General features: G+C 72.0%; 23 protein-coding genes and 1 tRNA gene. 11 read left to right on the plus strand and 13 right to left on the minus strand.

Annotated elements, in window-relative coordinates:
• The first annotated feature begins 26 nt into the window (after positions 1–26).
• Entirely contained in the window at positions 27–1,055 is a 1,029-nt protein-coding gene (locus ACFXI4_RS29425) for a PAC2 family protein (protein ID WP_384996641.1), read from the plus strand.
• A gap of 103 nt (positions 1,056–1,158) precedes the next feature.
• Here ACFXI4_RS29425 and mshC read toward each other — a convergent pair whose 3' ends face one another.
• The 4 genes from mshC to ACFXI4_RS29445 all read right to left on the minus strand — a co-directional run bounded on the left by mshC (position 1,159) and on the right by ACFXI4_RS29445 (position 4,656).
• Positions 1,159–2,388, minus strand: a complete 1,230-nt coding sequence (gene mshC / locus ACFXI4_RS29430) for a cysteine--1-D-myo-inosityl 2-amino-2-deoxy-alpha-D-glucopyranoside ligase (protein WP_384996643.1) — start codon at positions 2,386–2,388, stop codon at positions 1,159–1,161.
• A 103-nt stretch (positions 2,389–2,491) separates the two neighbouring features.
• Complete coding sequence (locus tag ACFXI4_RS29435; protein ID WP_384996646.1) at positions 2,492–3,307, minus strand: SCO1664 family protein; 816 nt, start codon at positions 3,305–3,307, stop codon at positions 2,492–2,494.
• Positions 3,271–3,861 carry a DUF3090 domain-containing protein gene (locus ACFXI4_RS29440; protein ID WP_351320481.1) on the minus strand — a complete coding sequence of 197 codons (591 nt, stop codon included), beginning with the start codon at positions 3,859–3,861 and terminating at the stop codon, positions 3,271–3,273. Before ACFXI4_RS29440 ends, ACFXI4_RS29435 begins: the two co-directional genes overlap by 37 nt.
• Positions 3,862–3,969: 108 nt before the next feature.
• A complete protein-coding gene (locus tag ACFXI4_RS29445; protein WP_384996649.1) occupies positions 3,970–4,656 on the minus strand; it encodes a histidine phosphatase family protein in 687 nt (228 codons plus the stop codon).
• Positions 4,657–4,718: 62 nt separating this feature from the next.
• On the opposite strand from ACFXI4_RS29445, the gene corA reads away from it, so the two are divergent.
• Positions 4,719–5,723 (plus strand): magnesium/cobalt transporter CorA, encoded by a 1,005-nt coding sequence (corA, locus tag ACFXI4_RS29450; protein WP_384996651.1) that lies wholly within the window; start codon positions 4,719–4,721, stop codon positions 5,721–5,723.
• A 49-nt stretch (positions 5,724–5,772) separates the two neighbouring features.
• Here the strand turns inward: corA and ACFXI4_RS29455 are convergent, their stop codons facing one another.
• Together ACFXI4_RS29455 and ACFXI4_RS29460 are read right to left on the minus strand one after the other, a co-directional pair.
• A complete protein-coding gene (locus tag ACFXI4_RS29455; RefSeq protein WP_362722558.1) occupies positions 5,773–6,561 on the minus strand; it encodes a ferritin-like domain-containing protein in 789 nt (262 codons plus the stop codon).
• A 226-nt stretch (positions 6,562–6,787) separates the two neighbouring features.
• On the minus strand, positions 6,788–7,843 hold the full coding sequence (locus ACFXI4_RS29460) for an LLM class F420-dependent oxidoreductase (protein ID WP_362722562.1): 1,056 nt from the start codon (positions 7,841–7,843) through the stop codon (positions 6,788–6,790).
• Positions 7,844–8,025: 182 nt separating this feature from the next.
• On the opposite strand from ACFXI4_RS29460, the gene ACFXI4_RS29465 reads away from it, so the two are divergent.
• Complete coding sequence (locus ACFXI4_RS29465; protein WP_362722565.1) at positions 8,026–9,009, plus strand: aldo/keto reductase; 984 nt, start codon at positions 8,026–8,028, stop codon at positions 9,007–9,009.
• Positions 9,006–11,141: a helix-hairpin-helix domain-containing protein gene (locus ACFXI4_RS29470; RefSeq protein WP_384996655.1), complete on the plus strand. Its 2,136-nt coding sequence runs from the start codon at positions 9,006–9,008 to the stop codon at positions 11,139–11,141. The genes ACFXI4_RS29465 and ACFXI4_RS29470 overlap by 4 nt, the downstream gene beginning before the upstream one ends.
• Positions 11,142–11,198: 57 nt before the next feature.
• On the opposite strand, the gene ACFXI4_RS29475 is transcribed toward ACFXI4_RS29470, so the two are convergent.
• On the minus strand, positions 11,199–11,927 hold the full coding sequence (locus ACFXI4_RS29475; protein WP_384996657.1) for a hypothetical protein: 729 nt from the start codon (positions 11,925–11,927) through the stop codon (positions 11,199–11,201).
• A 47-nt stretch (positions 11,928–11,974) separates the two neighbouring features.
• Between ACFXI4_RS29475 and ACFXI4_RS29480 the strand changes: the two genes are divergently transcribed.
• A complete protein-coding gene (locus ACFXI4_RS29480) occupies positions 11,975–12,163 on the plus strand; it encodes a DUF5703 family protein (protein ID WP_046732800.1) in 189 nt (62 codons plus the stop codon).
• Positions 12,164–12,247: 84 nt separating this feature from the next.
• Here ACFXI4_RS29480 and ACFXI4_RS29485 read toward each other — a convergent pair whose 3' ends face one another.
• The 3 genes from ACFXI4_RS29485 to ACFXI4_RS29495 form a co-directional block, all read right to left on the minus strand.
• On the minus strand, positions 12,248–13,171 hold the full coding sequence (locus ACFXI4_RS29485) for a chaplin (RefSeq protein ID WP_384996659.1): 924 nt from the start codon (positions 13,169–13,171) through the stop codon (positions 12,248–12,250).
• Positions 13,172–13,304: 133 nt separating this feature from the next.
• The gene (gene chpH / locus ACFXI4_RS29490) at positions 13,305–13,538 is read right to left on the minus strand and encodes a chaplin ChpH (protein WP_362724041.1); all 234 of its coding nucleotides are present in this window, start codon (positions 13,536–13,538) and stop codon (positions 13,305–13,307) included.
• A gap of 162 nt (positions 13,539–13,700) precedes the next feature.
• Entirely contained in the window at positions 13,701–15,026 is a 1,326-nt protein-coding gene (locus ACFXI4_RS29495; RefSeq protein ID WP_384996662.1) for a M20/M25/M40 family metallo-hydrolase, read from the minus strand.
• Between the two features lie 219 nt (positions 15,027–15,245).
• Here ACFXI4_RS29495 and ACFXI4_RS29500 point away from each other — a divergent pair.
• Positions 15,246–15,333, plus strand: a tRNA-Leu gene (locus ACFXI4_RS29500).
• 52 nt (positions 15,334–15,385) lie between these two features.
• On the opposite strand, the gene ACFXI4_RS29505 is transcribed toward ACFXI4_RS29500, so the two are convergent.
• Together ACFXI4_RS29505 and ACFXI4_RS29510 are read right to left on the minus strand one after the other, a co-directional pair.
• The gene (locus tag ACFXI4_RS29505) at positions 15,386–15,622 is read right to left on the minus strand and encodes a DUF397 domain-containing protein (protein WP_384996664.1); all 237 of its coding nucleotides are present in this window, start codon (positions 15,620–15,622) and stop codon (positions 15,386–15,388) included.
• Positions 15,623–15,625: 3 nt separating this feature from the next.
• Positions 15,626–16,492, minus strand: coding sequence for a helix-turn-helix transcriptional regulator (locus ACFXI4_RS29510; RefSeq protein WP_362724050.1), 867 nt, complete (start codon positions 16,490–16,492; stop codon positions 15,626–15,628).
• Positions 16,493–16,805: 313 nt separating this feature from the next.
• On the opposite strand from ACFXI4_RS29510, the gene ACFXI4_RS29515 reads away from it, so the two are divergent.
• The 4 genes from ACFXI4_RS29515 (at position 16,806) to ACFXI4_RS29530 (ending at position 23,287) form a co-directional block, all read left to right on the plus strand.
• Positions 16,806–17,177 carry an ATP-binding protein gene (locus tag ACFXI4_RS29515; protein WP_362724053.1) on the plus strand — a complete coding sequence of 124 codons (372 nt, stop codon included), beginning with the start codon at positions 16,806–16,808 and terminating at the stop codon, positions 17,175–17,177.
• 375 nt (positions 17,178–17,552) lie between these two features.
• Positions 17,553–21,422: a Pls/PosA family non-ribosomal peptide synthetase gene (locus ACFXI4_RS29520; RefSeq protein ID WP_384996666.1), complete on the plus strand. Its 3,870-nt coding sequence runs from the start codon at positions 17,553–17,555 to the stop codon at positions 21,420–21,422.
• A 77-nt stretch (positions 21,423–21,499) separates the two neighbouring features.
• Positions 21,500–22,873, plus strand: a complete 1,374-nt coding sequence (locus tag ACFXI4_RS29525; protein WP_384996669.1) for a M1 family metallopeptidase — start codon at positions 21,500–21,502, stop codon at positions 22,871–22,873.
• Positions 22,874–22,885: 12 nt separating this feature from the next.
• Positions 22,886–23,287, plus strand: a complete 402-nt coding sequence (locus ACFXI4_RS29530; protein WP_384996671.1) for a YchJ family protein — start codon at positions 22,886–22,888, stop codon at positions 23,285–23,287.
• A gap of 161 nt (positions 23,288–23,448) precedes the next feature.
• On the opposite strand, the gene ACFXI4_RS29535 is transcribed toward ACFXI4_RS29530, so the two are convergent.
• Positions 23,449–24,150: an FCD domain-containing protein gene (locus ACFXI4_RS29535; protein ID WP_362723955.1), complete on the minus strand. Its 702-nt coding sequence runs from the start codon at positions 24,148–24,150 to the stop codon at positions 23,449–23,451.
• A gap of 160 nt (positions 24,151–24,310) precedes the next feature.
• Between ACFXI4_RS29535 and ACFXI4_RS29540 the strand changes: the two genes are divergently transcribed.
• Positions 24,311–24,832: a gluconokinase gene (locus tag ACFXI4_RS29540; protein WP_384996674.1), complete on the plus strand. Its 522-nt coding sequence runs from the start codon at positions 24,311–24,313 to the stop codon at positions 24,830–24,832.
• Positions 24,833–24,836: the final 4 nt, after the last annotated feature.

Raw genomic sequence — 24,836 nt, forward strand, 5'->3', positions numbered from 1 at the left:
GAGGGTACGTCGGAAGGAGGCGCTGGGTGATCGAGCTGGAGGGGGTTCCCGAGCTGATCGACCCAGTGATGGTGGCCGCGTTCGAGGGCTGGAACGATGCCGGCGACGCCGCCTCCACCGCGGTCGCGCACCTGGAGCGGGAATGGAAGGGCGAGGTGTTCGCGGCCCTTGACGCCGAGGACTACTACGACTTCCAGGTCAACCGCCCCACGGTGTGGATGGACGCCGGCGTGCGCAAGATCACCTGGCCGACCACGCGGCTGTCCGTGGTCCGGGTCGGCGGCGACAAGCCGCGCGATCTGGTGCTGGTCCGGGGCATCGAGCCGTCCATGCGCTGGCGCTCGTTCTGCAACGAGCTGCTCGGCTTCGCCCACGAGCTGGGCGTGGAACTGGTGGTCGTCCTGGGCGCCCTGCTGGGCGACACCCCGCACACGCGTCCGGTGCCGGTCAGCGGGGTCACCTCCGACCCGGACCTGGCCCAGCGGATGGACCTGGAGGAGACCAAGTACGAGGGGCCGACGGGCATCGTCGGCGTCCTGCAGGAGGCCTGCACCCACGCGGGCGTCCCGGCGGTCTCGCTGTGGGCCGCCGTCCCGCACTACGTCTCCCAGCCGCCCAACCCGAAGGCCACGCTGGCGCTGCTGAACCGCCTGGAGGACCTGCTCGACCTGCGGATCCCGCTGGGTGAGCTGCCCGAGGACGCGCGCGCCTGGCAGGTCGGCGTGGACCAGCTGGCCGCCGAGGACAGCGAGGTCGCGGAGTACGTGCAGACGCTGGAGGAGGCCCGGGACACCGCCGAGCTGCCGGAGGCGTCGGGCGAGGCGATCGCGCGTGAGTTCGAGCGCTACCTGCGGCGCCGGGACGTGAACCCGCCGCCGGGCCCCGGCGGCCACGCCACGGCGGACGGCACCGACAGCGCGCCCTACCTGCGGGACAGCCCCGGCAACCCGGCCGGCAAGGCACGGCCGCCGCGTCCGCCGAGGCCCGACACGCCCGGGAGCGCCGGGGAGGGCGGGGATCCCGGGCCGGACGGCGAGGACACCTCCGAGGACTGAGACAGGGGCGGTACGCGTTATGCGTACCGCCCCTTCTCGACCGCCGCGAAGGTGAGCGCCGTGCGTGCGCGTCGTGGCGGGTCGCGCGGGGCACGGAGTCTCCTCAGAGGGCCACGCCGAGCAGCGCGTCCACCGCGCGTGACACGACGCCGGGCGCGCCCGTGTCCGTGCCGCCCCGCTCCTGCTGGAGCGCGGCCCAGCGATCCACCGCCGCCAGGGCGGCCGGGGCGTCCAGGTCGTTGCTCAGGGCCTCGCGGATCTCCTCCACCAGAGCCTCCGCCGCCGGGCCGTCCGGACGGGAGACCGCCGCGCGCCAGCGGTCCAGGCGCGCCACCGCGTCCGCCAGGACCTGGTCGGTCCACTCCCAGTCGGCTCGGTAGTGGTGGGAGAGCAGGGCGAGGCGGATGGCGGCCGGGTCGACGCCGTCCCGGCGCAGCTGCGAGACGAAGACCAGGTTGCCCTTGGACTTGGACATCTTCTCGCCGTCGAGGCCGACCATGCCGGCGTGGACGTACGCCTTGGCCATCGGGAACTCGCCGGTGAGCACCTGGGCGTGCGAGGCGCCCATCTCGTGGTGCGGGAAGGCGAGGTCGGAGCCGCCGCCCTGGACGTCGAAGGTCATGCCGAGGTGGTCGAGGGCGATGGCCACGCACTCGATGTGCCAGCCCGGGCGGCCGCGGCCGAGGGAGCCGCCGTCCCAGCTGGGTTCGCCCTCCCGGGCGGCCATCCACAGCATCGGGTCGAGCGGGTTCTTCTTGCCGGGACGCTCGGGGTCGCCGCCGCGCTCGGCGGACAGCAGCCGCATGGCGGCCGCGTCGAGGCCCGAGACCTTGCCGAAGTGGGGGTCGGACTCGACGGAGAAGTAGATGTCGCCTTCGAGTTCGTAGGCGGCGCCGAGATCGCGCAGCCGTTCGACGAGCGGCACGATGCCGGGTATCGCCTCGACCGCGCCTATGTAGTGCTGCGGGGGCAGCATCCGCAGGGCGGTCATGTCCTCGCGGAAGAGCGTCGTCTCCTGCTCGGCGAGGGCGACCCAGTCGACGCCGTCGCGCTCGGCGCGCTCCAGGAGCGGGTCGTCGACGTCCGTCACGTTCTGGACGTAGTGCACCTGCCGCTTGGAGTCGAGCCACACACGCTGAACCAGGTCGAACGCGTTGTAGGTCGCCGCGTGCCCCATGTGGGTGGCGTCGTACGGCGTGATGCCGCAGACATAGATTCGGGCGACGGGACCGGGGTCGAGGGTGACGAGGCCGCCGGTCGCGGTGTCGTGGATCCTCAGGTCGCGGCCCTGACCAGGCAGGGCGGGGACCTCGGAAGCGGGCCAGGCATGCATGTACATGAGCGTAACCGGACCTGAGTTCGGTATACGAACCGGACCAGGCCAGATGGCCGGGAAGGCGCTCTTGATCTTGCGTCCGCGATGTGCTGCGGGGCCCTCACACGGGCGGCCAGGGGATGGCCGGCCACTCTCCGCTCGGTTCCGGGTGCCTTCCGGTGGTGAGCAGCGCCTCGACACGCGCGCGCGTGGCGTCGAGCTCGACGGCGGTGATCAGCTCGGCCAGCCGGGTCCCCAGCGCCCCGTCGAGGCCCTCACGCAGCCTTGTGAGGGCCTCGACGGCCTCGGTGGTGAGAGATTCCCCCGCCCAGCCCCACAACAGCGTGCGCAGCTTGTTGTCGGCGTTGAAGGTGACCCCGTGGTCGATGCCGTACAGTCGTCCGTCGCCGGTGGGCAGCAGATGGCCGCCCTTGCGGTCGGCGTTGTTGATCACGGCGTCGAGGACGGCGAGCCGGCGCAGCCGTTCGTCGTCGGCGTGCACCAGCAGCGCGGTCTTCCCCTCGCCGACCTCGGCGAACCCGATCGCCTTCCAGCCCGGCTCCGGCTCCTCGGCGTCGACCAGCGCGAGCAGGTCGGCGCTCTCGGCGTCGACGTCGATCCAGAGCTGGCACATGCCCTCGCCGTAGGGGCCGTCGCGCAGCACGGTGGGCGGGACCAGGTCCCAGCCGGTGGCCACGGCGACCTCGTAGGCGGCGACCTCGCGCTGGGCGAGGGTGCCGTCGGGGAAGTCCCACAGCGGCCGTTCCCCGGCCACCGGCTTGTAGACGCAGGACGCTTCCTCGCCGTCGTACGCGACCGTGCAGAACAGCGCAGCGTTGGAGGCGTCGCGGATGCGTCCGCGTACCTTCAGCTCACCGTGGGCGAGCAGTTCGGCGGCGGTCACGCTCCGCGGCGGTATCCGTTCTGGCGCGGACATACGTGTCCTTCCGGGTCGAGCGGGAGGCTGCACAGCGGGCACGGCGGCCGCCCGGCGTTGACGACGTCAAGGGCGCGCTTGGCGAAGGCCCTGGCCTGCGCGCCGGTCAGCCGGACCCGCAGCATCGGGGGCCCGTTCTCCTCGTCCTGCAGGAGCCGCTCCTCGGCCTCGGCGAGGTCCTCCTCGGAGTCGGCGTCCAGCTCCACGAGCGCCTGCGCCTCGACGATCATGCGCTCTTCCTCGCCGTCCCAGGCGAGCGCCATGGTGCCGACGCGGAACTCCTCCTCGACGGGGGAGTCCAGCGGGGCGCTGTCGGCGATCTCGGTGGGTGCGACGGCGGGGACGGCCGCGTTGCCGCCGCTGCGCCGGACGACCTCGTCGAGGAGTTCGTCCATGCGTTCGGCGAGCGCGGCTACCTGGGTCTTCTCCAGGGCCACGCTGGTCGTCCGGGGGCCGGCCGTGGCCTGGAGGAAGAACGTACGGCGTCCGGGCAGTCCGACCGTACCCGCGACGAAGCGGTCCGGCGGATCATAGAGGAACACCTGACGGGACACGTCCTGTCTCCATGGGAATCGAGAGTGCGTGGGTTCGGAAGGGCGGCTGACCGTACGGGGTGCCGGTCGGCGACCAGGTGGGTCGCTTCACCCTACTGCGGTTGACGATCACGGCGCGCCGGCGCCGCCACCGACCGGGGCGTCCTCCCCCGCGGGTTCCTCGCGGGGGGCGAGGGAGGCAAAATCCCCGGTGTCCCCGAGACGAACGAGAAAAGGCCGCAGGCGGGTGTAACGGATCGCGGTGATGGAACACGGTTCGACGGAGATCCGCTGGAAGAGGTCGAGATGCAGCCCGAGCGCGTCCGCGACGAGCGACTTGATGATGTCGCCGTGCGAGCACATCAGGTACACGGCGTCGGCGCCGTGGTCGCGCTCCACGCGCGCGTTCCACTCGCGGACCGCCTCGGCGGCGCGGGTCTGCATGGCGCGCATGGACTCCCCGCCCGGGAAGGCGGCCGCCGACGGGTGCGCCTGCACCACCTCCATCAGCGGCTCGTCCCCCAGTTCGGCGAGCTTGCGGCCGGACCAGTCGCCGTAGTGGGCCTCGCCGATCCGGTCGTCGGTGTGGGCGGTGAGACCGGGACGGGCCTCCAGCAGCGGGCGGACGGTCTCCTGGCAGCGCTGCAGGGGGCTGGCGACGATCTCGGCGATCGGCAGCCCGGCGAGCCGGCCGGGCAGTGCGGCGGCCTGGGCGGTGCCGCGCTCGTCGAGGGCGACGCCGGGGGTCCAGCCGGCGAGCAGCCCGGAGGTGTTGGCGGTGGACCGTCCGTGCCTTACGAGGATCAGCGTGGGCATGCCGCCCAGGGTAGGCGTTCGCCGAAGTGCGCAGGCGGTGGGGCGACGGGAGAATACGCTCCGTGATCGTCGACTGCGCCATCTACTGCGACGGGAGGCGGACGGAGACCCCGCAGGACTTCTCCGACGCCCTCGCGGAGGCACGCGCGCGTGGCGACAGTTTCCTCTGGATCGGCCTGTACGAGCCGACGGAGCACGAGTTCGACCTGGTCACCGACGAGTTCGGGCTGCATCCGCTGGCCGTCGAGGACGCCCTGACCGCCCACCAGCGGCCCAAGCTGGAGGTGTACGACGACTCGCTGTTCGTCGTCCTGAAGCCGGTGACGTACGAGCCGAAGGGCGACACGGTGACCTCCGGCGAGCTGATGATCTTCATCGGGGACTCCTTCGTGGTGACGGTGCGCCACGGGACGCCCTCGCCCCTCGGGGACATCCGGCGCCACCTCGAGGAGCAGCACGAGCTGCTCAAGCACGGGCCGACGGGCGTGCTGTACTCGATCTCCGACGCGGTCGTCGACAACTACCTGGAAGTCTCGACCGAGCTGCAGAACGACCTGGAGGAGCTGGAGGCCGAGGTGTTCTCGCCGAGCGGCGGCGGCTCCCGGCACACCGCGTCGCGGATCTACACCTTCAAGCGGCAGATCCTGGAGTTCCGCCGGGCCACCGTGCCGCTGGCGATGCCCATGACCAAGCTGGCGGGGGTGGGCCCGTACGGCAGCGGCACGACGGTGCCCTTCGTGCGCGAGGACGCCCGCCCGTTCTTCCGGGACGTCAATGACCACCTGCTGCGCGTGAACGAGGGCGTGGAGGCCCTGGACCGGCTGGTGTCGGACGTCCTCAGCGCCCATCTCGCGCAGATGAGCGTGCGGCAGAACGACGACATGCGGAAGATCTCGGCGTGGGCGGCCATGGCGGCGGTCCCCACGCTGATCGCGGGGATCTACGGCATGAACTTCGATCACATGCCCGAGCTGCACTGGATCTGGGGGTACCCGGCGGTGATCCTGCTCATGGTCGCCCTGGAGCTGCTGCTGTACCGGACGTTCAAGCGCCGCGGCTGGATGTGAGGCACGCGGCGGCCGGGCGGCCCGCTGCCGCTCCCGCTCCCGCTCCCGCTCAGGCGAACTCGGGGGCGGTGGTCGTGGGGCCGCCCAGGGCGTTCCTGCGCTCCGGCATCCGCAGCGAGACCATCCGGCGCCATCCGGCGGCGCGCTCGTAGGCGTAGACGGCGTGGATGCCGAACGCGAGCAGGGCGGACCTGCCCTTCGGCCAGCCGAGGATGCGGCCCATGTGGGCCATGACGGCGAGGCTGACGTCCCGGTAGATCCTGATCTCGGCGAGCGCGCACTCGCGCAGGGTGCGCTGGATCGCGCGGCCGTGCCCGGCGGCGGCGAACCGCAGCAGTTCCTCATGGCAGTAGGCGAGGTGGTTGTCCTCGTCGTCGGAGATCATCCGCACCGCGCGGCCGAGGTCCGGGTGGTCGGCGAAGTACCTGCGCAGCAGCTCCATCTGCTCCGAGGCGCGCTGTTCGGTCACCCGGCTGTGGGCGAGGTAGGTGACGATGTCGTGCACGGTGAGCGCCCGGTCGGCCCTGAGCTTGTCGTGGGCGAGTCCGATGCCGTGCCGCTCCAGGAGCATCGTGTAGTCGGTGTCGGGCGGGACCGGCACGGGGGTGAGCCCGCGCTTCTTCATGAGAGCGTTGAAGATGCGCCCGTGCTTGTCCTCGTCGGCGCCGTGCCGGGTGATCTTGGGAGCGAGGTCGTGTTCGGTCTTCGGTACCAGCGCGGCGATCCGCGCGTTCTCCCAGCCGCCCTGCGCCTCTCCGCTGGCCGCGATGGAGCAGAAGAGCCGGAAGGACTCGTCGTTGTCGAGGATCTCCAGGAACAGACTCTTGGCCGAAAGCATCGTGGGCACCCCTCCGGAGGACTCACCAGACCCGCAGAGAACGAGTCAAATGCCCCATCCTGACTGCTGCAACAGCTGTGCGGACGAACTCGGCCGAAAGGAGGAGCAGCGGTGTCACACCGAGCGCGTAACCGCGCGGGCGCGGGCGCGTTGTTCCGCGTGACGGCCGTGGCGGGGAAGACCCCCGAGCCCCCACCACGGCCGCGGAATCCTCTCGCCGGTGCGCTTATGCGAGGCCGGCGCGCTCCAGGGCCTCGGCGCCGGCCCGCAGCGAGGCGAGCCGCTCGTCCAGGGCGAACCCGGCGGGCGCGAGGGACAGCGTGGTGACCCCCGCGGCCGCGTAGGCCTTCATCCGGTCGGCGATCCGCTCCACGGAACCCAGCAGCGTGGTCTTGTCGATCAGGTCGTGCGGAACGGCGGCCGCGGCCCCGTTCTTGTCCCCGGACAGGTACTTGTCCTGGATCTCGGCGGCCTCCTGCTCGTAGCCCATGCGCTGGGCGAGATGGTTGTAGAAGTTCTGCTTGCGGCTGCCCATGCCGCCGACGTACAGCGCGGTGTACGGGCGGAAGGTGTCGGCGAGGGTGTGCACGTCCTTGTCGTCGCCCACGGCGAGCGGCAGTGTCGGGCAGACGTCGAACCCGTCGAGGCTCTGACCGGCCTTCTGGCGGCCCGCGCGCAGGTACTTGACGGCCGTCTCCTCCAGGTGTTCGGCGGAGGGGAAGATCAGCAGCGCGCCGTCGGCGATCTCGCCGGTCTGCTCCAGGTTCTTCGGCCCGATGGCGGCGATGTAGACCGGGATGTGCTCACGCTCGGGGTGCACGGTCAGCTTGATCGGCTTGCCGGGACCGCCCGGCAGCGGCAGCGTCCAGTGCTCGCCCTCGAACGACAGCCGCTCACGGCTCATCGCCCGGCGCACGATCTCCACGTACTCGCGGGTGCGGGAGAGGGGCTTGTCGAACTTGACGCCGTACCAGCCCTCGGAGACCTGCGGGCCGGAGACGCCGAGGCCGAGCCGGAAGCGGCCCTTGGAGAGCGAGTCGAGCGTCGCGGCGGTCATCGCGGTCATCGCGGGCTGCCGGGCCGGGATCTGGAAGATGGCCGAACCGACGTCGATGCGCTCGGTCTGTGCGGCGACCCAGCTGAGCACGGTGGCGGCGTCGGAGCCGTACGCCTCGGCGGCCCAGCAGACGGCGTAACCGAGCCGCTCGGCCTCCTGCGCCACGGCCAGGTTGTCCCCGTCCATCCCGGCACCCCAGTAGCCGAGGTTGATCCCGAGCTTCATGGCCGATCCCCTTACCGATCAGTAACGTCGCTGTCGGAGAGACCATAGCGTGGGAATTTCGGCCGGGGGGACCGGTCCTGGTCCGACCGTGGACCGCGGCGGCCGACCACGCCGTCTTCCGGTGGAAACCGGTTATCCACAGGCAACCCAAGGCACCAGCTCTGGCCAGTAATCTCGCGGGCATGGAGCAGAGGCATCTCGGCCGTACCGGCCTGCGCGTGTCCCGGATCGGGCTCGGCACTCTCACGTGGGGCCGGGACGTCGACGAGCACGACGCCGCGGACATGCTGAAGGCGTTCTGGGAGGCCGGCGGAACCCTCGTCGACACCGCTGACGTGTACGGCGACGGAGAGGCCGAGTACCTGCTCGGCCAGCTCATAGAGGGGCTGGTGCCGCGCCGTGACCTGGTCATCTCGACGAAGGCGGGCAGCGTTCCCGACCCCGACCGCCGTTTCGACGGCTCCCGCGGCCATCTGCTCGCCGCGCTCGACGCCTCCCTGGCCCGCCTCGGCACCGACTACGTCGACGTCTGGCACGTGCACGCCTACGACCCGGACACCCCGCTGGAGGAGACGCTCCAGGCCCTCGACCTGGCCGTCAGCAGCGGCCGCGCCCGGTACGCCGGGGTCTCCAACTTCTGCGGCTGGCAGATCGCGAAAGCGGCCACCTGGCAGCTCGCGGCGCCGGGCACCCGTACCCGGCTGGCCAGCACCCAGCTGGAGTACTCGCTGCTCCAGCGGGGCATCGAGCGCGAGGTGCTGCCCGCCGCCCTCGACCTCGGCATCGGCCTGCTGCCGTCCTCGCCGCTGGGCCGGGGCGTGCTGACCGCGAAATACCGGCACTCCACTCCCCCGGACTCCAGAGGCGGCTCGGAGCATCTGGCGCCGTTCGTCGCGCCGTATCTCGACGACACCGCGACCCGGATCGTGGACGCGGTGCAGACGGCGGCGGACGGGCTCGCCGTGACACCGCTCCAGGTGGCCCTCGCCTGGGTGCGGGACCGGCCCGGAGTCGTCGCGCCGATCGTCGGCGCGCGCAACGCGCAGCAGCTCACGGGGGCGTTGTCAGTGGAGGCGCTTAGTCTTCCTGACGAGATCTGCCGGGCGCTCGACGACGTGTCGGCGCCCGTGCACCGCTATCCCGATCACGACTGGAGCACGCTGTGAGCACGGAGCCGGGGCTGGGCGCCACTCCCGAGGCCGACGAGGGCGAAGAGGGCACGACGGCCGGGGGGACACCGGGGGCCGACACCCGCACCGCCGACACCCGCACCGCCGGCACGGGCGACGACGACCCGGCAGGCGCGGCGAAGCAGTCCGAGGCCGAGGCCGAGCTGGCCGCCCAGCGGATCGAGCGGGAGCGGATCGAGCGCCGTAAGTCGGAGAAGAAGGGCCCCATCGAGAGCGGCGCCGGACTCAGCGGCAAGGCGGCCGACCTGCTCGCGGCGATCCGTGCGGTGGAGAGCGGCGACAAGCCGGCGGGCACCGTGTTCGCCGCCCCGGAGCCCGCACCGCGCCCGGCGGCCGCGCCGGAGCCGGTCCACCGGCCGCGGCCGGCGACCGTCACCGCCGCGCCCGCCGTGGCGACGGTCGCGTCGGTCCGGGCGGTGCTGGCCGAGGGCGGTGCCCCCGAGTCGCTGGCCCCCCAGGTCGCCGCGGCTCTCGGCGAGGGCGCCGACACGCTGCTGCGGGAGGATCCCTGGCAGCTGCTCCGGGTCACCGGCGTCCGGCCGGACCAGGCGGACGGGTTCGCGCGGGCGCTGCTGGGCGCGGAGTGCGCTCCCGACGACGAGCGGCGCGGCCGGGCGGTGACCGGCTGGCTCCTGGAACAGGCCGCCCTGGCCGGACACACCGCGCTGGAGATGCCGGCGCTCACGGCCGCCCTGGCCCAGCGGTCCGTGCCCGACCCGGAGGCGGCCGTGCGGGACGCGCTCGCCGAGGGGGACGCGCTGGTCTTCCATGACCTCCTGGACCCGGGCGCCCCCGAGCCCGAGGACGACGAGGAGGAGCGGCCGGTCCGGACCCTGGTCGCCCTGGAGCGGTACGCGCTGGCCGAGGAGAGCCTCGCCGACGGACTGGCCCGGTTGGTCAACTCGTTGTCCAAGGACGCCTCGGAGCCCTGGGAGACGGCCGCCGCGGCGGTCTCCGGCGGTGCCGCCGAGCTGGCGGCCGCGCTCGTCGGACACGGCCTGGTGCTGCACACGGGCGGCGAGGCGGCGCGCGACGAACCGGCGGCCCTGCTGACCGCCGCCCGGAGCGCCGGGCTGCGCGCCTTCGCCGCCGTGCACACCTCGGAGGGACAGCTCCGCCTGGCCGCGCGGTCGGCGGCCGCGGACACGGGCGTCGGCACGGTCGCCGGTCTGCTCTCCGGTGCCGAGGGACCGGGCCGGGACGCGGAGGGTGCCCTGGACCTCGACCTGCTGATCGTGCTGGACGCGCCCCAACTGGACGTGGAGGGCGCGGCGGTGCTCGTGGAGGCGCTGCCCGACGGGGCCCGGCTGGTGCTCAGCGGGGATCCGGCGGTGCTGTGGTCGGCGGGCCCCGGGCGGGTCTTCGCCGACCTGCTGGCGGCCCGGGTGTGCCCGCAGATCGCCTCGCGCACGCCCGACCCCGGCCCGCTCGGTGACCTGGTCTCCGGTATCGGTGCCGGTGAACTCGGCCAGGTCGAGGCACCCGGCAAGGAGATCGTGATCGTGCCGGTGCGGGACGCCGGCGAAGCGGTGCACCGGACGGTGCAGCTGGTCGCCGACTCCGTGCCGCGCGCCATCGGCGTCCCCGCCGAGCAGACCGTGGTGATCACCCCGGGCCATGGCGGCGCGGCCGGCACCCGCGCCCTCAACGCCGCCCTCAAGGAACGGCTCAATCCGGGCCCCGGCCGCTTCGGCGGCTTCGACCCCGGTGACCGGGTCGCCTACTCCCCCGCGCCGGGCCGTACGGTCACGGGCCAGGTGGTGGACGCCGACGCCGACGGGCTGCACCTGTCGTGCGCGGGCGCGCCCGTGGTCGTACCGCAGGAGCGGGTGGAGCAGGCCGTACGGCACGGCTGGGCGCTGACCGCCCACCAGGCGGTCGGCGGCCGCTGGCCGGCCGCGGTCGTGGTGCTCCCCGGCGACGCGGCCCAGTCCCTCAGCCGTCCTTGGGTGTACACGGCCTTCGGCCGGGCGGAGCGGCATCTGTCGGTGGTCCACGGAGTGGAACAAGCCCTGCCCAAGGCGGTGGCCGAGTCCCTCCCGAAGCCCCGCACGACCCGCCTGCCGCTCCTGCTCAAGACACAGGTGCCGCCGACGGCCGAGGCCTGACCCGGCCGGCGGTGCCCTACGTGCCCCGAGGCGCGCGGGACACCGCCGACCGGAAGGTCAGCGCTCCGCGTCCAGCGGCTCCAGGTCCTCGTCCTCATCCAGGTCGAGGTCGTCCAGCTCGTCCGCGCCCGCGCCGCGTGCGGTTTCCTCGTCGTCCTCGTCGTCCTCGTCGTCCTCGTCGTCGAACACCGCGCTGACGTCGAACCGGCACACCACCCGCTGCGGGTCGACCCCCTCGAACGGGGCCTCCAGCCACTCACCGGGCTCGGCCGCCTCGTCCGCGGCGGTCACCCACAGCGTGGAGTCGCCCTCTTCCAGGCCGAACTCCTTGTGCCGGGAGGCGATCTCGTCCGGCTCGAACTCGCCGAACAGGATCCCCAGCGCCCCGTGGATGGTGCCGGCGGCGTCCTCGTCCGCGCCCGGCCCGTCGCCGTACTCCGCCGCCTCGACCCGCTGTGCCTGCGCCAGCAGCCGCTGTGGTTCCGCCACGGCGTAGTCGCGGCGGATCAGCACGCTGATCGCGTTCGGCTCCTCGGGCCCCGCGTACGGCGGCAGCGAGTCCTCGGTGCCGGGGATCTCGAAGGGGGTGACCTCGTCGTAGCGGTCGTAGAGCAGCTCGTCGTAGACCTCGGCGGCCGCGGCCAGCTGGTTGAACGCCTCGTAGACAGCCGGGTCGTCCTCCCCCGACCTGCGTTCGACCGCGGCCAGATGGCGGTCGAGCGCGGTCTTGACCGCCTCGGCGGCGGCGCGTACCTCGGCAGCGGTGGGCTGCGCAGCATCAGACATAGTGCAGACGCTATCCGTACCGGGCACCAGCCCGCACAATAGATGCGATGCCGGAATACGAATTTGTCGACGTGTACGTACCTCGCGGGGTGTCCCGCAAGGAGGCGACGCGTCTGCTGACGGACCATGCCGAGTACGGACACTGGGAGTTGGACCGACTGAGCCTCATGCGCGACGGCAGCCGCAGGGTGCGGTTGCGCCGGCGGATCATCCGCCAGGTGCGTGCCACATGGTGAGACTCTCCGCATGACGGAAGGGGCCCCGCATCGACGGGGCCCGCTCCGTTCACGTACCGCCGCGGGGGCGTCACCGTCCGTGCGCTACACCGAGGCGCGCGCCTTGCGGTAGAGCACCGCGCCCGCGAGCAGCGCGCCGGCGCCCGCCGGGAGCGCGAGGCCGAGCGGCACGTCACCGCCGGTGTGCGCGAGCTGGGCGGCACCGGTACCGGGGTGGGTCACCGAGCTGCCGCCCAGTGGGCTGACGACGGAGGACCCGTGACCACCGGTCGGAACGGTCCCGCCTCCGGGGTGACCGGGGGTGCCAGGGTGACCGGGGGTGCCAGGGTGACCGGGGGTGCCAGGGTGCCCGGGGGTGCCAGGGTGCCCGGGAGTACCCGGAGTACCGGGGTTTCCCGGCTGTCCCGGGGTGCCGGGAGTGCCAGGGTTTCCCGGCTGTCCCGGATGACCAGGGTGCCCGGGAGTACCGGGGTTGCCCCCGTGGCCGCCGGAACCACCGTGACAGCCACCGTGGTGACCACCGCCACCGCCGTGGTCGCCGTACCCTCCGCCGTGGTCGCCGTTGGCGCAGTCGTTGCCGATGGCCGTGTTGCCGATGCCGATCACGTCGACGCTGTTGCCGCACACGTTGACCGGTACGTCGATCGGGGCCTGCACCGTGTTGCCCGAACCGACCCCGGGCGAGCCGCCGGTGCGGCCGACGGCATGCGAACCGCCGCCGTGACCTCCCGAGTCTCCGTAGCCCCCGGTCGCACCGCCCCCGCCGCCCCGGTCGGCGCACTTGTTGCCCATCGACGGGTTGAGGGCGCCGACGACGTTCACGGTGTTGCCGCAGACGTTCACCGGCACGTGCACCGGCGCCTGCACCGTGTTGCCTGACAGCACACCGGGCGAGTGGGTGGCCGAGCCTGTGGCCCCGGAGTCGGCGTGTGCGTAGCCGCTCGCCGCGGCGATCACTCCGGTCGCCGCGGCCACCGTCATAAGGCCCTTGCGAGTGCCCTGTCGCATTTTTGAATTCCCCCCTGCCTTGGATCCTGACCATTGCATTTCTCGCGGAAATTCCGCGGAAAAACCGGTCGGCCCCGGAGCGCATGGCGCGCACTCCGGGGCCGACGGAAAGACGCCCCTCAGGGAGTAGGCGTCACTTGTTGACGCAGGAGTTGCCGAAGGCGGGGTTCAGCAGCCCGATCACCGAGATCGTGTTGCCGCAGACGTTCACCGGGACGTGCACGGGAACCTGGATCACGTTGCCGGAGACGACACCCGGGGAACCCACGGCAGCGCCCTGAGCACCCGAGTCGGCGACGGCCAGGCCCGCACCCGCGAGAACCAGACCACCAGTGGCAGCCGCAGCAGCGACGACCTTCTTGAGCATTATTCCTCCTTGTTGGCAATGCGATCCCAAGTAGCGGATCGCATGAGATGTAACGAGGAGGGAGTAATGGAGCTACGAGCTTATCGTCGCATTCACTCTTTCCAGTCGATCTCGTACAGCCGCCCGAATACCTGAAGTCAGGAGTTCACGACGCGTACCGCTTCACGAGGCGTCGATGAACCGGTCGAGCACCCGCACTCCGAACCGCAGCCCGTCCACCGGCACCCGCTCGTCCACGCCGTGGAACATGCCCGCGAAGTCCAGCTCCGGCGGCAGCTTGAGCGGCGCGAAGCCGAAGCCGCGGATGCCGAGGTCGTCGAAGGACTTGGCGTCGGTGCCGCCGGAGAGCATGTAGGGGACCGCCTTGGCGGTCGGGTCCTCGGCGAGCAGCGAGGACTGCATGGCCTCCACCAGCGCCCCGTCGAAGGACGTCTCCAGCGCCTTGTCGGAGTGCACGTCCGCGCGGACCACGTTCGGACCGAGGAGCCGGTCGAGGTCGGCGAGGAACTCGTCCTCGTGGCCGGGCAGGAACCGGCCGTCGATGTGCGCGGTGGCCTCGCCGGGGATGACGTTGACCTTGTAACCGGCGTTCAGCTGGGTCGGGTTGGCGGTGCTGCTCAGGGTCGCGCCGATGAGCTTGGCGATGCCGCCGAGCCGGGCCAGCGTCGACTCCATGTCCTCCGGGTCCAGTTCGGTGCCGAGCGCGTCGCCCAGTTCGTCGAGGAAGGCCCGGGTGGTCTTGGTGACCCGCACCGGGAACCTGTGCCGGCCGACGCGGGCGACGGCCTCGGACAGTTCGGTGATCGCGTTGTCGCGGTGGATCATCGAGCCGTGCCCGGCGGTGCCGGCCACCTTCAGCTTCATCCAGTGCATGCCCTTCTCGGCCGTCTGGATCAGGTAGAGCCGGCGCTCCTCGTTCACCGTGAAGGAGAAACCGCCCACCTCGCTGATCGCCTCGGTGACACCCTCGAAGAGGTCCGGGTGGTGGTCGACGAGGTGCCGGGCGCCCCAGGTGCCGCCGGCCTCCTCGTCGGCGAGGAAGGCGAGCACGATGTCCCGGGGCGGCTTGCGGCCGCTGCGCAGCCGGTCCCGCACGACCGCCAGGGTCATCGCGTCCATGTCCTTCATGTCGACCGCGCCCCGGCCCCACACGCACCCGTCCGCGACCTCACCGGAGAACGGGTGGTGCGTCCAGTCGTCGGCGTTGGCCGGTACGACGTCGAGGTGGCCGTGGATCAGCAGGGCCGGACGGGTGGGGTCCGCGCCCTCGATGCGCGCCACCGTCGAGGCGCGGCCCGGGTGCGACTCGAAGATCTCCGGTTCGAGCCCGACCTCGGCGAGCTTCTCGGCCACCCACTCGGCGGCCTTGCGCTCGCCGGGCCCGGAGTGGTCGCCGTAGTTGCTGGTGTCGAAGCGGATCAGCTCGCGGCAGAGGTCCACGACCTCGTCCTCGCCGGTGACGCTCCTGGCCGTGTCCGTCTCGCTCACGCTGCTTCCTTCCGCTGTCACTGCCGGCCGGTCCCTGTCGTCCTTGTCGTCCTTTCCGTCATCCTCTCTCCCTTCCGGCCCGAGCCCAAGACCGGTCCCGGTCCGTCACACGCCGTTCACGCCCGTGCGTCCCGGGAACGGGGTGTGATCGGCCACCTCCGAAAGCCTGGTAATGTTTCCTTCGTCGCCGCGAGGGAAACCCCGCGCGACAGACACCTTGTCCGGGTGGCGGAATGGCAGACGCGCTAGCTTGAGGTGCTAGTGCCCTTTATCGGGCGTGGGGGTTCAAGTCCCCCCTCGGACACCACGAAGAAACCCCTGCTCAGCAGGGGTTTCTTGGTTTTCGGGGGGTGTGCGGGTCAGCCGAGGCGGCCTATTCGGCCGTTGCCGGGATTTCCGTGGGGCACGGCCGAGGTGAACGCGGAGAGCGCCGCCCGGCCCAGCAGCAGCGCGGGCCCGTGGGGCCGCTTGCTGTCGCGGACGGCCACCGTCGTCTCGTCGACGATCCCGCATTCCACGCAGTCGGACTGTGATGCGGACGCCGAGGACTTCCACCAGGTCACCGGCAGAGTCGACGCGTCGTCAACGTGCTTCATTCGCTATTCGTTCTTCCTTATCTGGGTGATCAGTTCCACCGACGCCTCGACGGACTCGGCGGCAGACGTGAGGCGTTGCCACGCGGCCCGGTGCGTGGAGACCCGATCACGTTCCTCGATGTACAGGGCGGAGGTCAGCCCTTCCTGGTGGACGACGTCCAGATCCGCGTGCGGACCGAAGCCCAGGATGCTGAAGGTGCCGGTCAGTCCGGCGTGCAGGGGGGCGTCCGAGCGCAACACCTGGATGTTGATGTTCGGGCGCCGCCCCATCGTAAGCAGGCGCCCCAACTGTTCGTACATCAGGGCGGGATCCTCGGTGGTGCAGCGCAGGGCCTGTTCGGAGATGATCGCCCAGAGCGCCAGCGGGTCGCTGTCGCGGGTGAGCACCGCCTGACGTGCCAGCCGTACCTCGACCAGCGCGTCGACCCGCGCCTCGACCGCCTCGGACATCGCGGTCGCCCGGATGATCTCGCGGGCGTACTCGGCGGTCTGGAGCAGGCCGGGGACCATCCCCAACTGCCAGGTGGAGACGGTCTCCGCCTCGGCCTCCAGACTGATCAGGTCCTCGTACACCGGCGTGAGGACACCCCGGTACGAGTGCCACCAGTCGCGGCGGCCGCCCTCCTTGGTGAGCGTGATCAGGGCCGCGCACAGTTCGTCGCTCACATCGCGGCCGAGTGCGGTGTACAGGTCGAGCAGCGCCTGGATGTCCGCTGCCTTGGGGGCGGTCTTGCCGGTCTCCATCCGGGACAGCTTCGAGGAGACGAACGCGCCCTCGGAGTGCTCCGCGACCTCGTCGAGGGTGAGTTCGCCGCGCAGTTCGCGCAACTTCGCACCGAGTCGTCGCCGGCGCACCGTGGGCGTGCTCACGGGTTCCCCCTTCTCTGCGGTGAACTGCCCGACAGTCTGCCGTGCCGCCCAGGCCCTCGCCACCGGCTGACGGCTTGTGCCGCAAGTCTCTCGCAGAGGCGCGCAATTTTTCACATCCCGTGGGACGTATTGCTATCGACTGTGCCGTGAAGGCACCATGAATCCGGGAAATACGAAAGTGACCGCACTCGCATGGCGAACTACCGTGCCTGCGTTGGGACATGCCCGTGAGGGGATCCACATGATCGAACGCCAGCGGAGCACCGCGACCGAAACACGTGCACTGCAAGTCGTCCCGTCGCCCGTCCTGTTACTGGCGAGCGAGCCCCAGTCGGCCCGGGCGGCACGGAGGTTCGTGAGCGACTTCATCACCCATCACACCCCGGACGCCTCCCGTGACCACATCGAGGCCGTCGCACTGGTCACCTGCGAGCTGGTCACCAACTCCCTGCGGTACGAGACCGACCCGGACGACCCGGTCCGCCTGCTGATCGACTCCGACGGCGCCCGGACCCGGGTCGAGGTGCACGATCCGCTCAACCACCGTCCACGGCTGCGGCCCATCTCCGTCGAGCGCGACCGCGGGCGCGGTCTGCTGATCCTGGACGCGCTGTGCTCGGGCCGCTGGGGTGTGGGCAATCTGCCCTGGGGCAAGTCCATCTGGGCCGAGGTCACCGCCGCCTGACCCGCACCGCCCCCCCGACGACGGCCGGTTCCGTGGCCTGCTCCCCTCCCTGCCACGGCACCGGCCGTCGCCGCGCGCCGCAGGACCGGCGGAGTCGGCCCGCCTCACGCCGCGTTGGCCTTTCTTACACTGTGTTGACCCGCCTCACGCTGTGTGTCACATCTCTCGTCACATCCGGAGAAGGCCTGGTCAGGGGTGCCTCAAAATTGAACTGACCGCTCCGAACGGGCGCTTCCAAGTGGCCACCGCAGGAGCGGGAGCCTAGCGTCGTACTAATATTTCCGGCTTGTTACCCAGCCGGAGCCGGACAACCCCAGGCAGACCTGAGGACCCGCCGGCGCCCCGGAGGTTCCGGGAACGAGACGCGAGGACCGGATGGCAGCGATTGACGAGAGCAGTGCTCTCGGCCTGCTCGACGAAGAGATCCGCGGGGAGTTCGGGGACACGGCACGGTTCTCCGCGGGAGCGGCGGCCTCGCCGCGCACGCTCGTAGACGTGTTCGAAGCAACGGTACGGAGCCATCCCGACGAGCCCGCACTGGACGACGGGACCGCCCAGCTCACCTACCGCGGCCTCGCGGTGGAGGTCGAGCGACTGCGGCGACGCCTCCACGAGGCCGGGGTGGGACTCGGCGACCGTGTGGGCGTAAGGGTGCCGTCCGGGACCAACGACCTGTACGTCGCCGTGCTCGGCACGCTCGCGGCCGGCGCCGCCTACGTCCCCGTCGACGCCGAGGACCCGGACGAGCGGGCCGCGCTGGTGTTCGGGGAGGCCGAGGTCGCCGCCGTCCTCGGCGCCGGGCTCTCGATCGACGTACGCGCCCCCGAGGCACACCACGCCGCACGGCGGCCCGGCGTCGAGGACGACGCCTGGATCATCTTCACCTCCGGTTCCACGGGCAGGCCCAAGGGCGTCGCCGTCACCCACCGCAGCGCCGCCGCCTTCGTGGACGCCGAGTCCGCGCTGTTCCTGACCGAGGACCCGATCGGCCCCGGCGACCGGGTCATGGCGGGCCTCTCGGTGGCCTTCGACGCCTCCTGCGAGGAGATGTGGCTGGCCTGGCGGTACGGCGCCTGCCTGGTGCCCGTACCGCGCTCCCAGGTCCGCAGCGGCGCCGACCTCGGCCCGTGGCTGGTCGAGCAGGAGATCACCGTCGTCTCGACCGTGCCGACCCTGGCCGCCCTCTGGGAGCCCGAGACCCTCAACGACGTCCGGCTCCTCATCTTCGGCGGCGAGGCCTGCCCGCCCGAGCTGGCGCAGCGCCTGGTCACCGAGGGCCGTGAGGTCTGGAACACCTACGGGCCCACCGAGGCCACCGTGGTGGCCTGCGCGGCCCTGATGAGCGGCGAGGAGCCGATCCGCATCGGGCTGCCGCTGAACGGCTGGGAACTTGCCGTCGTGGACGAGGCGGGCCTGCCCGTGGCGATGGGCGAGAGCGGGCAGCTGGTGATCGGCGGGGCCGGCCTGGCCCGCTACCTCGACGCCGAGAAGGACGCCGAGAAGTACGCGCCGCTGGAGTCCCTGGGCTGGGAGCGGGCCTACCGCAGCGGTGACCTGGTGCGTGCCGACCGCGAGGGGCTGGTGTTCCTCGGTCGCGCGGACGAGCAGATCAAGCTCGGCGGCCGCCGTATCGAGCTCGGCGAGGTCGACGCGGCCCTCCAGGCGCTCCCGGGCGTCGCGGGCGCCGCGGCGGCCGTCCGGACCGCGCGCGGCGGCAACCAGCTGCTCGTCGGCTATGTCGTCACCCAGGACGGCTGGGATCACGCGACCGCCGTCGAGAAGCTGCGCGCCGAGCTGCCCGCGGCCCTCGTCCCGCTGCTCGCGCCCGTGGGGGACCTGCCCACCCGTACCTCGGGCAAGGTCGACCGCAACGCCCTGCCCTGGCCCCTGGAGGGTCTGCAGACGGCCGGCAAGGCGGAGCAGCTCTACGGCACCGAGGCGTGGCTCGCCGAGCAGTGGACCGAGGTCCTCGGCATCCCGGTGAGCAGCGCCTCCGACGACTTCTTCGCGATCGGCGGCGGCAGCCTGTCCGCCGCCCAGCTCACCACCCGGCTGCGCACCCGCTACCCGAGCGCGGCCGTCCTCGACATCTACCAGCAGCCGGTGCTGCGCAAGCTGGCCCGCCGCCTGGCGGCGTCCGCGCAGGACGACAGCGCGCAGCGGACCATCGCGCCGGTGCCGCGCGTCGCCCAGCTGGTGCAGCTCATGGTGCTGCTCCCGCTGTTCACCCTGCTCGGGCTGCGCTGGACGGTCGTCCTGGCCGCGCTCGGCAACGTGCTGGGCGGCTACGACTGGCTGCCCACCGCGCCCTGGTGGCTGGTCGCCGTCGGCGCCCTGGTCCTGTACACCCCGCCCGGCCGGATCGCGGTCGCCGCAGGGGGCGCACGGCTGCTGCTGCGGGGCGTGAAGCCGGGCCGGTACCCGCGCGGCGGCTCCGTCCACCTGCGGCTGTGGGCCGCCGAGCGGCTGGCCGAGTTCACCGGGGCGACCGCGCTGACCGGGTCCTGGCTGGAGCGGTACGCGCGGGCGCTCGGCGCCAAGATCGGTCCCGAGGTGGACCTGCACTCGCTGCCGCCGGTCACCGGCCTGCTCAGGGTGGGACGCGGCGCGGCCGTGGAGTCGGAGGTGGACCTCTCCGGTCACTGGCTGGACGGCGACCGGCTGGTGATCGGCCCGGTCCGGATCGGTGCCCACGCGGTCGTCGGCACCCGCGGCATCCTCTTCCCGGGCGCCCGCGTGGGCAAGCGCGCCGAGGTGGCCCCCGGCTCCGCGGTCACCGGGCAGATCCCGACCGGCCAGCGCTGGGCCGGCGCCCCGGCGGTCAAGCTGGGCAAGGCCAAGCGGAACTGGCCCAAGGAGCGGCCGCAGCGCGGCACCTACTGGCGGATCATGTACGGTCTGACGGGCCTCGGGCTCAGCGCGCTGCCGGTGCTCGCGGGCGCCGTCGCGCTGCTGGTCGCCGGGCGTTTCGTGACCCCCGGTGACGGCCTCGGCGAGGCTCTGCGGGGCGCGGCGATCGCGCTGGTCCCGGCCACGCTGGGCTTCGGGCTGGCGTACGCGCTGCTGATCCTGGTCTCGGTACGGCTGCTCAGCCTGGGCCTCAGGGTCGGCACGCATCCGACGCACAGCCGGGTCGGCTGGCAGGCCTGGACGGTCTCCCAGCTGATGGACCGCTCCCGGGACACCTTGTTCCCGTTGTACGCCGGGCTGGTCACCCCCGTGTGGCTGCGGCTGCTCGGGATGCGGATCGGGCGCGGCGCCGAGGTGTCGACCGTGCTCGCGCTGCCGAGCCTGACGACGGTCGGCGAGGGCGCGTTCCTGGCCGACGACACGCTGACCGCGCCGTACGAGCTCGGTGGCGGCTATGTGCGGATCGGGCGCGCGGAGATCGGGCGGCGTGCCTTCCTCGGGAACTCCGGGATGACCGCGCCGGGCCGCAGCGTGCCGGAGGGCGGTCTGGTGGGCGTGCTGTCGGCGACGCCGAAGAAGGCGAAGAAGGGCACGTCGTACCTGGGCCTGCCGCCGGTGAAGCTGCCGCGCAGCACGTCGGACGGCGACCAGAGCCGGACCTACGAGCCGCCCGCGCGGCTGCTGTGGGCGCGCGGCCTGGTGGAGACGCTCAGGATCGTGCCGGTGCTGTGCTCGGTGGCGCTGGCCGGGCTGACGGTCGCGGCGCTGTGCGCGCTCGGCGCGTGGGCGCCGCTGCTGTCCGGCCCGGTGCTGCTCGCCGCCGGTGCGGCGGCGGGCCTGGTGTCGGTGCTGGCCAAGTGGCTGCTGGTCGGGCGGCACCGCAGCGGGGAGCACCCGCTGTGGAGCTCGTTCGTGTGGCGCAACGAGCTGGCGGACACCTTCGTCGAGGTGCTGGCGGTGCCGTGGCTGGCCGGCTCGGTTCCGGGTACTCCGGTGATGACCGCGTGGCTGCGCGGCCTGGGCGCGCGGATCGGCAAGGGGGTCTGGGTGGAGAGCTACTGGCTGCCGGAGACGGATCTGGTGACCCTGGAGGACGCCGCCACCGTGAATCGCGGCTGTGTCCTGCAGACTCACCTCTTCCACGACCGGATCTTGCGGACGGATACTGTGGTTCTCCGTGAGGGCGCCACACTGGGTCCTGGCGGGATCGTGCTGCCCGGCAGCACGATCGGGGCTCGTACCACCCTGGGTCCCGCGTCGCTCGTCATGGCGGCGGAGTCGGTTCCCGACGACACCCGCTGGCTCGGCAACCCGATCGAGGCATGGCGTCCCTGAGCGCGGACCGTTCGGTGGCCGCGGGCATCGGTGCGCCGAGAGACGGTTCGAGCACAGCGCAGGGAGCGAACGCGGAAGTGGCAGTTCAGCAGTCAGCGGGTCCGGACCCGTACTTCCCGGACAACGGCGACCCCCGGTACCGGGTGCATCGCTATGAGCTCACGCTGGACTACCGGCCCGGCCCCAACCGACTGGCCGGCTCGGTCCGGATCAACGCCATCGCGGGCCGGGCGGCCCTGCCCGAGTTCCAGCTGAACCTGGCCGACTTCAAGATCGGCCGGATCCGGGTGGACGGCCGCCAGCCGCACTGGACGCACCGGGGAGGCAGGCTTCGGGTGAAGCCGGCCAAGCCGCTGCGGGCCGGGGCCGCGTTCACCGTGGAGATCCACTGGTCGGGCAACCCCAAGCCGGTGAACAGCCCCTGGGGCGGGATCGGCTGGGAGGAGCTGACGGACGGCGCGCTGGTGGCGAGCCAGCCGGTCGGCGCGCCCTCCTGGTTCCCGTGCAACGACCGGCCGGCCGACAAGGCGTCCTACCTGATCTCGGTGACCTGCCCGTCCGCGTACTCGGTGGTGGCCGGCGGACGGCTGCTCACCCGTACCACGAAGGCGTCCACGACGACCTGGGTGTACGAGCAGGCGGCGCCGACCTCGAGTTACCTGGTGGGCCTCGCGATCGGCAAGTTCGAGACGGTGCTGCTGGGGGATCCCGGGTTCGGCGGGGTCCCGATGCACGGGCACATACCCGCGCAGCTGCTGCCGGAGTTCTCACGGGACTTCGCCCGGCAGCCCGCGATGATGGACCTCTTCCAACGGCTCTTCGGGCCCTACCCGTTCGAGGAGTACGCCGTCGTCGTCACCGACGAGGAGTTCGACGTCCCCGTCGAGGCACAGGGCTTGTCGCTGTTCGGCGTCAACCACGTGGACGGGGCCCGGGGTTCGGAACGGCTGGTGGCGCACGAACTCGCCCACCAGTGGTTCGGCAACAGCGTGTCCATCGCCGACTGGCGGCACATCTGGCTGAACGAGGGGCTCGCCAAGTACGCGGAGTGGCTGTGGTCGGAGCGGTCCGGCGGACGCAGCGCGCAGCAACTGGCGGCCGCCGCGCACCGGTTGCTGTCCGGGCTGCCGCAGGACATCCGGATCGCCAACCCGGGCCGCAAGGCGATGTTCGACGACCGGCTCTACGAACGCGGCGGGGTCGCGGTCCACGCGATCCGCTGCGCCCTCGGCGACGAGCGGTTCTTCCACATGCTGCGGGCGTGGGCGGGGCTGCACCGGGGCGGGTCCGTGACGACCGCGCTGTTCACCGCGCACGTCAACCGGTTCGCGGACGAGCCGCTCGACGCCCTCCTGGACGCATGGGTGCACGGCGCTCCGCTGCCCGCGCTGCCCACCCTGACCGTACCGGCCCGCCCGGTGCAGCCGCCCACCAACGCCGAGTCGGCGTAGAGGGGCGGACCCGTGGCGACGAAACGACCCCGACGGCAGGCCGTCTCCACCTGCCCGTGCGGCCTGGCGGAGACGTACGAGGGGTGCTGCGGCCGGTTCCATCGCGGTGAGGCGGCGGCGCCCACCGCCGAGGCCCTGATGCGTTCGCGGTACAGCGCCTTCGTCCGACGTGACGAGCCGTACCTGCTGCGCACCTGGCATCCCCGGACCCGCCCGGGCCGGCTCGATCTGGATCCCGGAATGCGGTGGACGGGCCTGGAGATCCTGGCGACGACCGACGGCACGCCCTTCCACACCACCGGCACGGTGACCTTCCGCGCCTCCTTCAGGGGCGGCACCCTGCACGAACGCAGCCGCTTCGAAAGGGTCGACGGGGCGTGGGTGTACGTGGACGGTGACTTCCCGGCCGCCTAAAGGCTGTCCCGTAATCCCCGGCGGGCACACGACGACAGCTACGGCACCTCGCAGCGTTGTCGGGCTCGCCCGAACACGCCCAGTATGAGGACGACCCTCCGCCTTGCGATGCACCGCATCTGACGCCGCGCGCTGATCCACCAGGGATTACGGGACAGCCCTTAGGGTGCCAGGACGTCCAGTTCCTGGAGGGCGCCTACCGTGATCTCGCGGGTCAGCCGTTCCGCGCGGGCCGCGTCGCCCTCGCGGACCGCCTCGGCCACCTGGACGTGCAGGGTGACGGCGGCCGGGTCGGGGTCCTCGAACATCACCTCGTGGTGGGTCCGGCCCGCGAGGACCTCCGCCACGACGTCGCCGAGCCGGGCGAACATCTCGTTGCCGGACGCCGTGAGGATCACCCGGTGGAAGGCCACGTCGTGGATCAGGTACTGCTCGAGCCGGTGGCCGCGTGAGTTGGCCACCATGCCGAGCGCGCACTCGGTGAGTTCGGCGCACTGCTCGGCCGTCGCGCTCTTCGCCGCCAGGTGCGCGGCCAGCGGTTCGACCGCCGAACGCAGCACGGTCAGCGAACGCAGCTGGTGGGGGCGGTCGGCACCGGCCAGCCGCCAGCGGATGACCTGCGGGTCGTAGACGTTCCACTCGGCCTTCGGGCGGACCGTCACGCCGACCCGGCGGCGGGACTCGACCAGGTGCATGGACTCCAGCACCCGGACCGCCTCGCGCATCACCGAGCGCGACACCTCGAACTGCTGGGCCAGCTCGTCCGTACGCAGGACGCTGCCCGGAGGGTACTCGCCGGCGGTGATCGCGGGGCCGAGGGAGTCAAGTACGCGGCCGTGCAGCCCGCGGCCCATGGTGCTCATGCACTCAGCGTACCGAGTGGATCACGGAGCCAAAAAGTCAGACTTATTTGTCACAGACTCTTGAACTCGTCGTACCTAATGGGTTTCAGTGAGGCCGACACCGGATGTCGTACGCCGGTGTCTCTCGTCGAGGAATCCCGAGGAAGACAGCGAGGCAGTGATGCGGACCCCCCACGTCGTCGTCGTGATGGGCGTCGCCGGCACCGGCAAGACCACCATCGGCCCTCTGCTCGCCGCCCGGCTCGGCGTCCCCTACGCCGAGGGCGACGACTTCCACCCGGCGGCCAACATCGCCAAGATGTCGGCCGGACACGCGCTGGAGGACGCCGACCGGTGGCCGTGGCTGGACGCCATCGGCTCCTGGGCGCACGGGCGGGAGGGCCTGGGCGGAGTGGTCAGCAGTTCCGCGCTGAAGCGGTCGTACCGCGACCGGCTCCGCGCCGCCGCCCCGGGCGTCGTCTTCGTGCACCTCACCGGCGACCGCAAGCTCATCGAGGACCGGATGGCGCACCGGCAGGGCCACTTCATGCCGACCGCGCTGCTGGACTCCCAGTTCGCCACGCTCCAGCCGCTCGAGGCGGACGAGGCGGGCGTCGCCGTGGACGTCGGCGGCAGCCCCGAGGAGATCACCGCACGGGCCGTGCGGGCCCTGGACGCGCTGCCCGACCTCACCCCGCAGTAACCCC

Origin of the sequence: Streptomyces sp. NPDC059224 (assembly GCF_042754285.1) — a bacterium.
Lineage (GTDB): Bacteria > Actinomycetota > Actinomycetes > Streptomycetales > Streptomycetaceae > Streptomyces.

Excerpts from the sequence above, each read along its gene's own strand:
- mshC (WP_384996643.1), bottom strand. The coding sequence starts at position 2,388 with ATGCATGCCTGGCCCGCTTCCGAGGTCCCCGCCCTGCCTGGTCAGGGC.
- ACFXI4_RS29435 (WP_384996646.1), bottom strand. The coding sequence starts at position 3,307 with ATGTCCGCGCCAGAACGGATACCGCCGCGGAGCGTGACCGCCGCCGAA.
- ACFXI4_RS29445 (WP_384996649.1), bottom strand. The coding sequence starts at position 4,656 with ATGCCCACGCTGATCCTCGTAAGGCACGGACGGTCCACCGCCAACACC.
- ACFXI4_RS29455 (WP_362722558.1), bottom strand. The coding sequence starts at position 6,561 with ATGCTTTCGGCCAAGAGTCTGTTCCTGGAGATCCTCGACAACGACGAG.
- ACFXI4_RS29460 (WP_362722562.1), bottom strand. The coding sequence starts at position 7,843 with ATGAAGCTCGGGATCAACCTCGGCTACTGGGGTGCCGGGATGGACGGG.
- ACFXI4_RS29465 (WP_362722565.1), top strand. The coding sequence starts at position 8,026 with ATGGAGCAGAGGCATCTCGGCCGTACCGGCCTGCGCGTGTCCCGGATC.
- ACFXI4_RS29475 (WP_384996657.1), bottom strand. The coding sequence starts at position 11,927 with ATGTCTGATGCTGCGCAGCCCACCGCTGCCGAGGTACGCGCCGCCGCC.
- ACFXI4_RS29480 (WP_046732800.1), top strand. The coding sequence starts at position 11,975 with ATGCCGGAATACGAATTTGTCGACGTGTACGTACCTCGCGGGGTGTCC.
- ACFXI4_RS29485 (WP_384996659.1), bottom strand. The coding sequence starts at position 13,171 with ATGCGACAGGGCACTCGCAAGGGCCTTATGACGGTGGCCGCGGCGACC.
- chpH (WP_362724041.1), bottom strand. The coding sequence starts at position 13,538 with ATGCTCAAGAAGGTCGTCGCTGCTGCGGCTGCCACTGGTGGTCTGGTT.
- ACFXI4_RS29505 (WP_384996664.1), bottom strand. The coding sequence starts at position 15,622 with ATGAAGCACGTTGACGACGCGTCGACTCTGCCGGTGACCTGGTGGAAG.
- ACFXI4_RS29520 (WP_384996666.1), top strand. The coding sequence starts at position 17,553 with ATGGCAGCGATTGACGAGAGCAGTGCTCTCGGCCTGCTCGACGAAGAG.
- ACFXI4_RS29535 (WP_362723955.1), bottom strand. The coding sequence starts at position 24,150 with ATGAGCACCATGGGCCGCGGGCTGCACGGCCGCGTACTTGACTCCCTC.
- ACFXI4_RS29540 (WP_384996674.1), top strand. The coding sequence starts at position 24,311 with ATGCGGACCCCCCACGTCGTCGTCGTGATGGGCGTCGCCGGCACCGGC.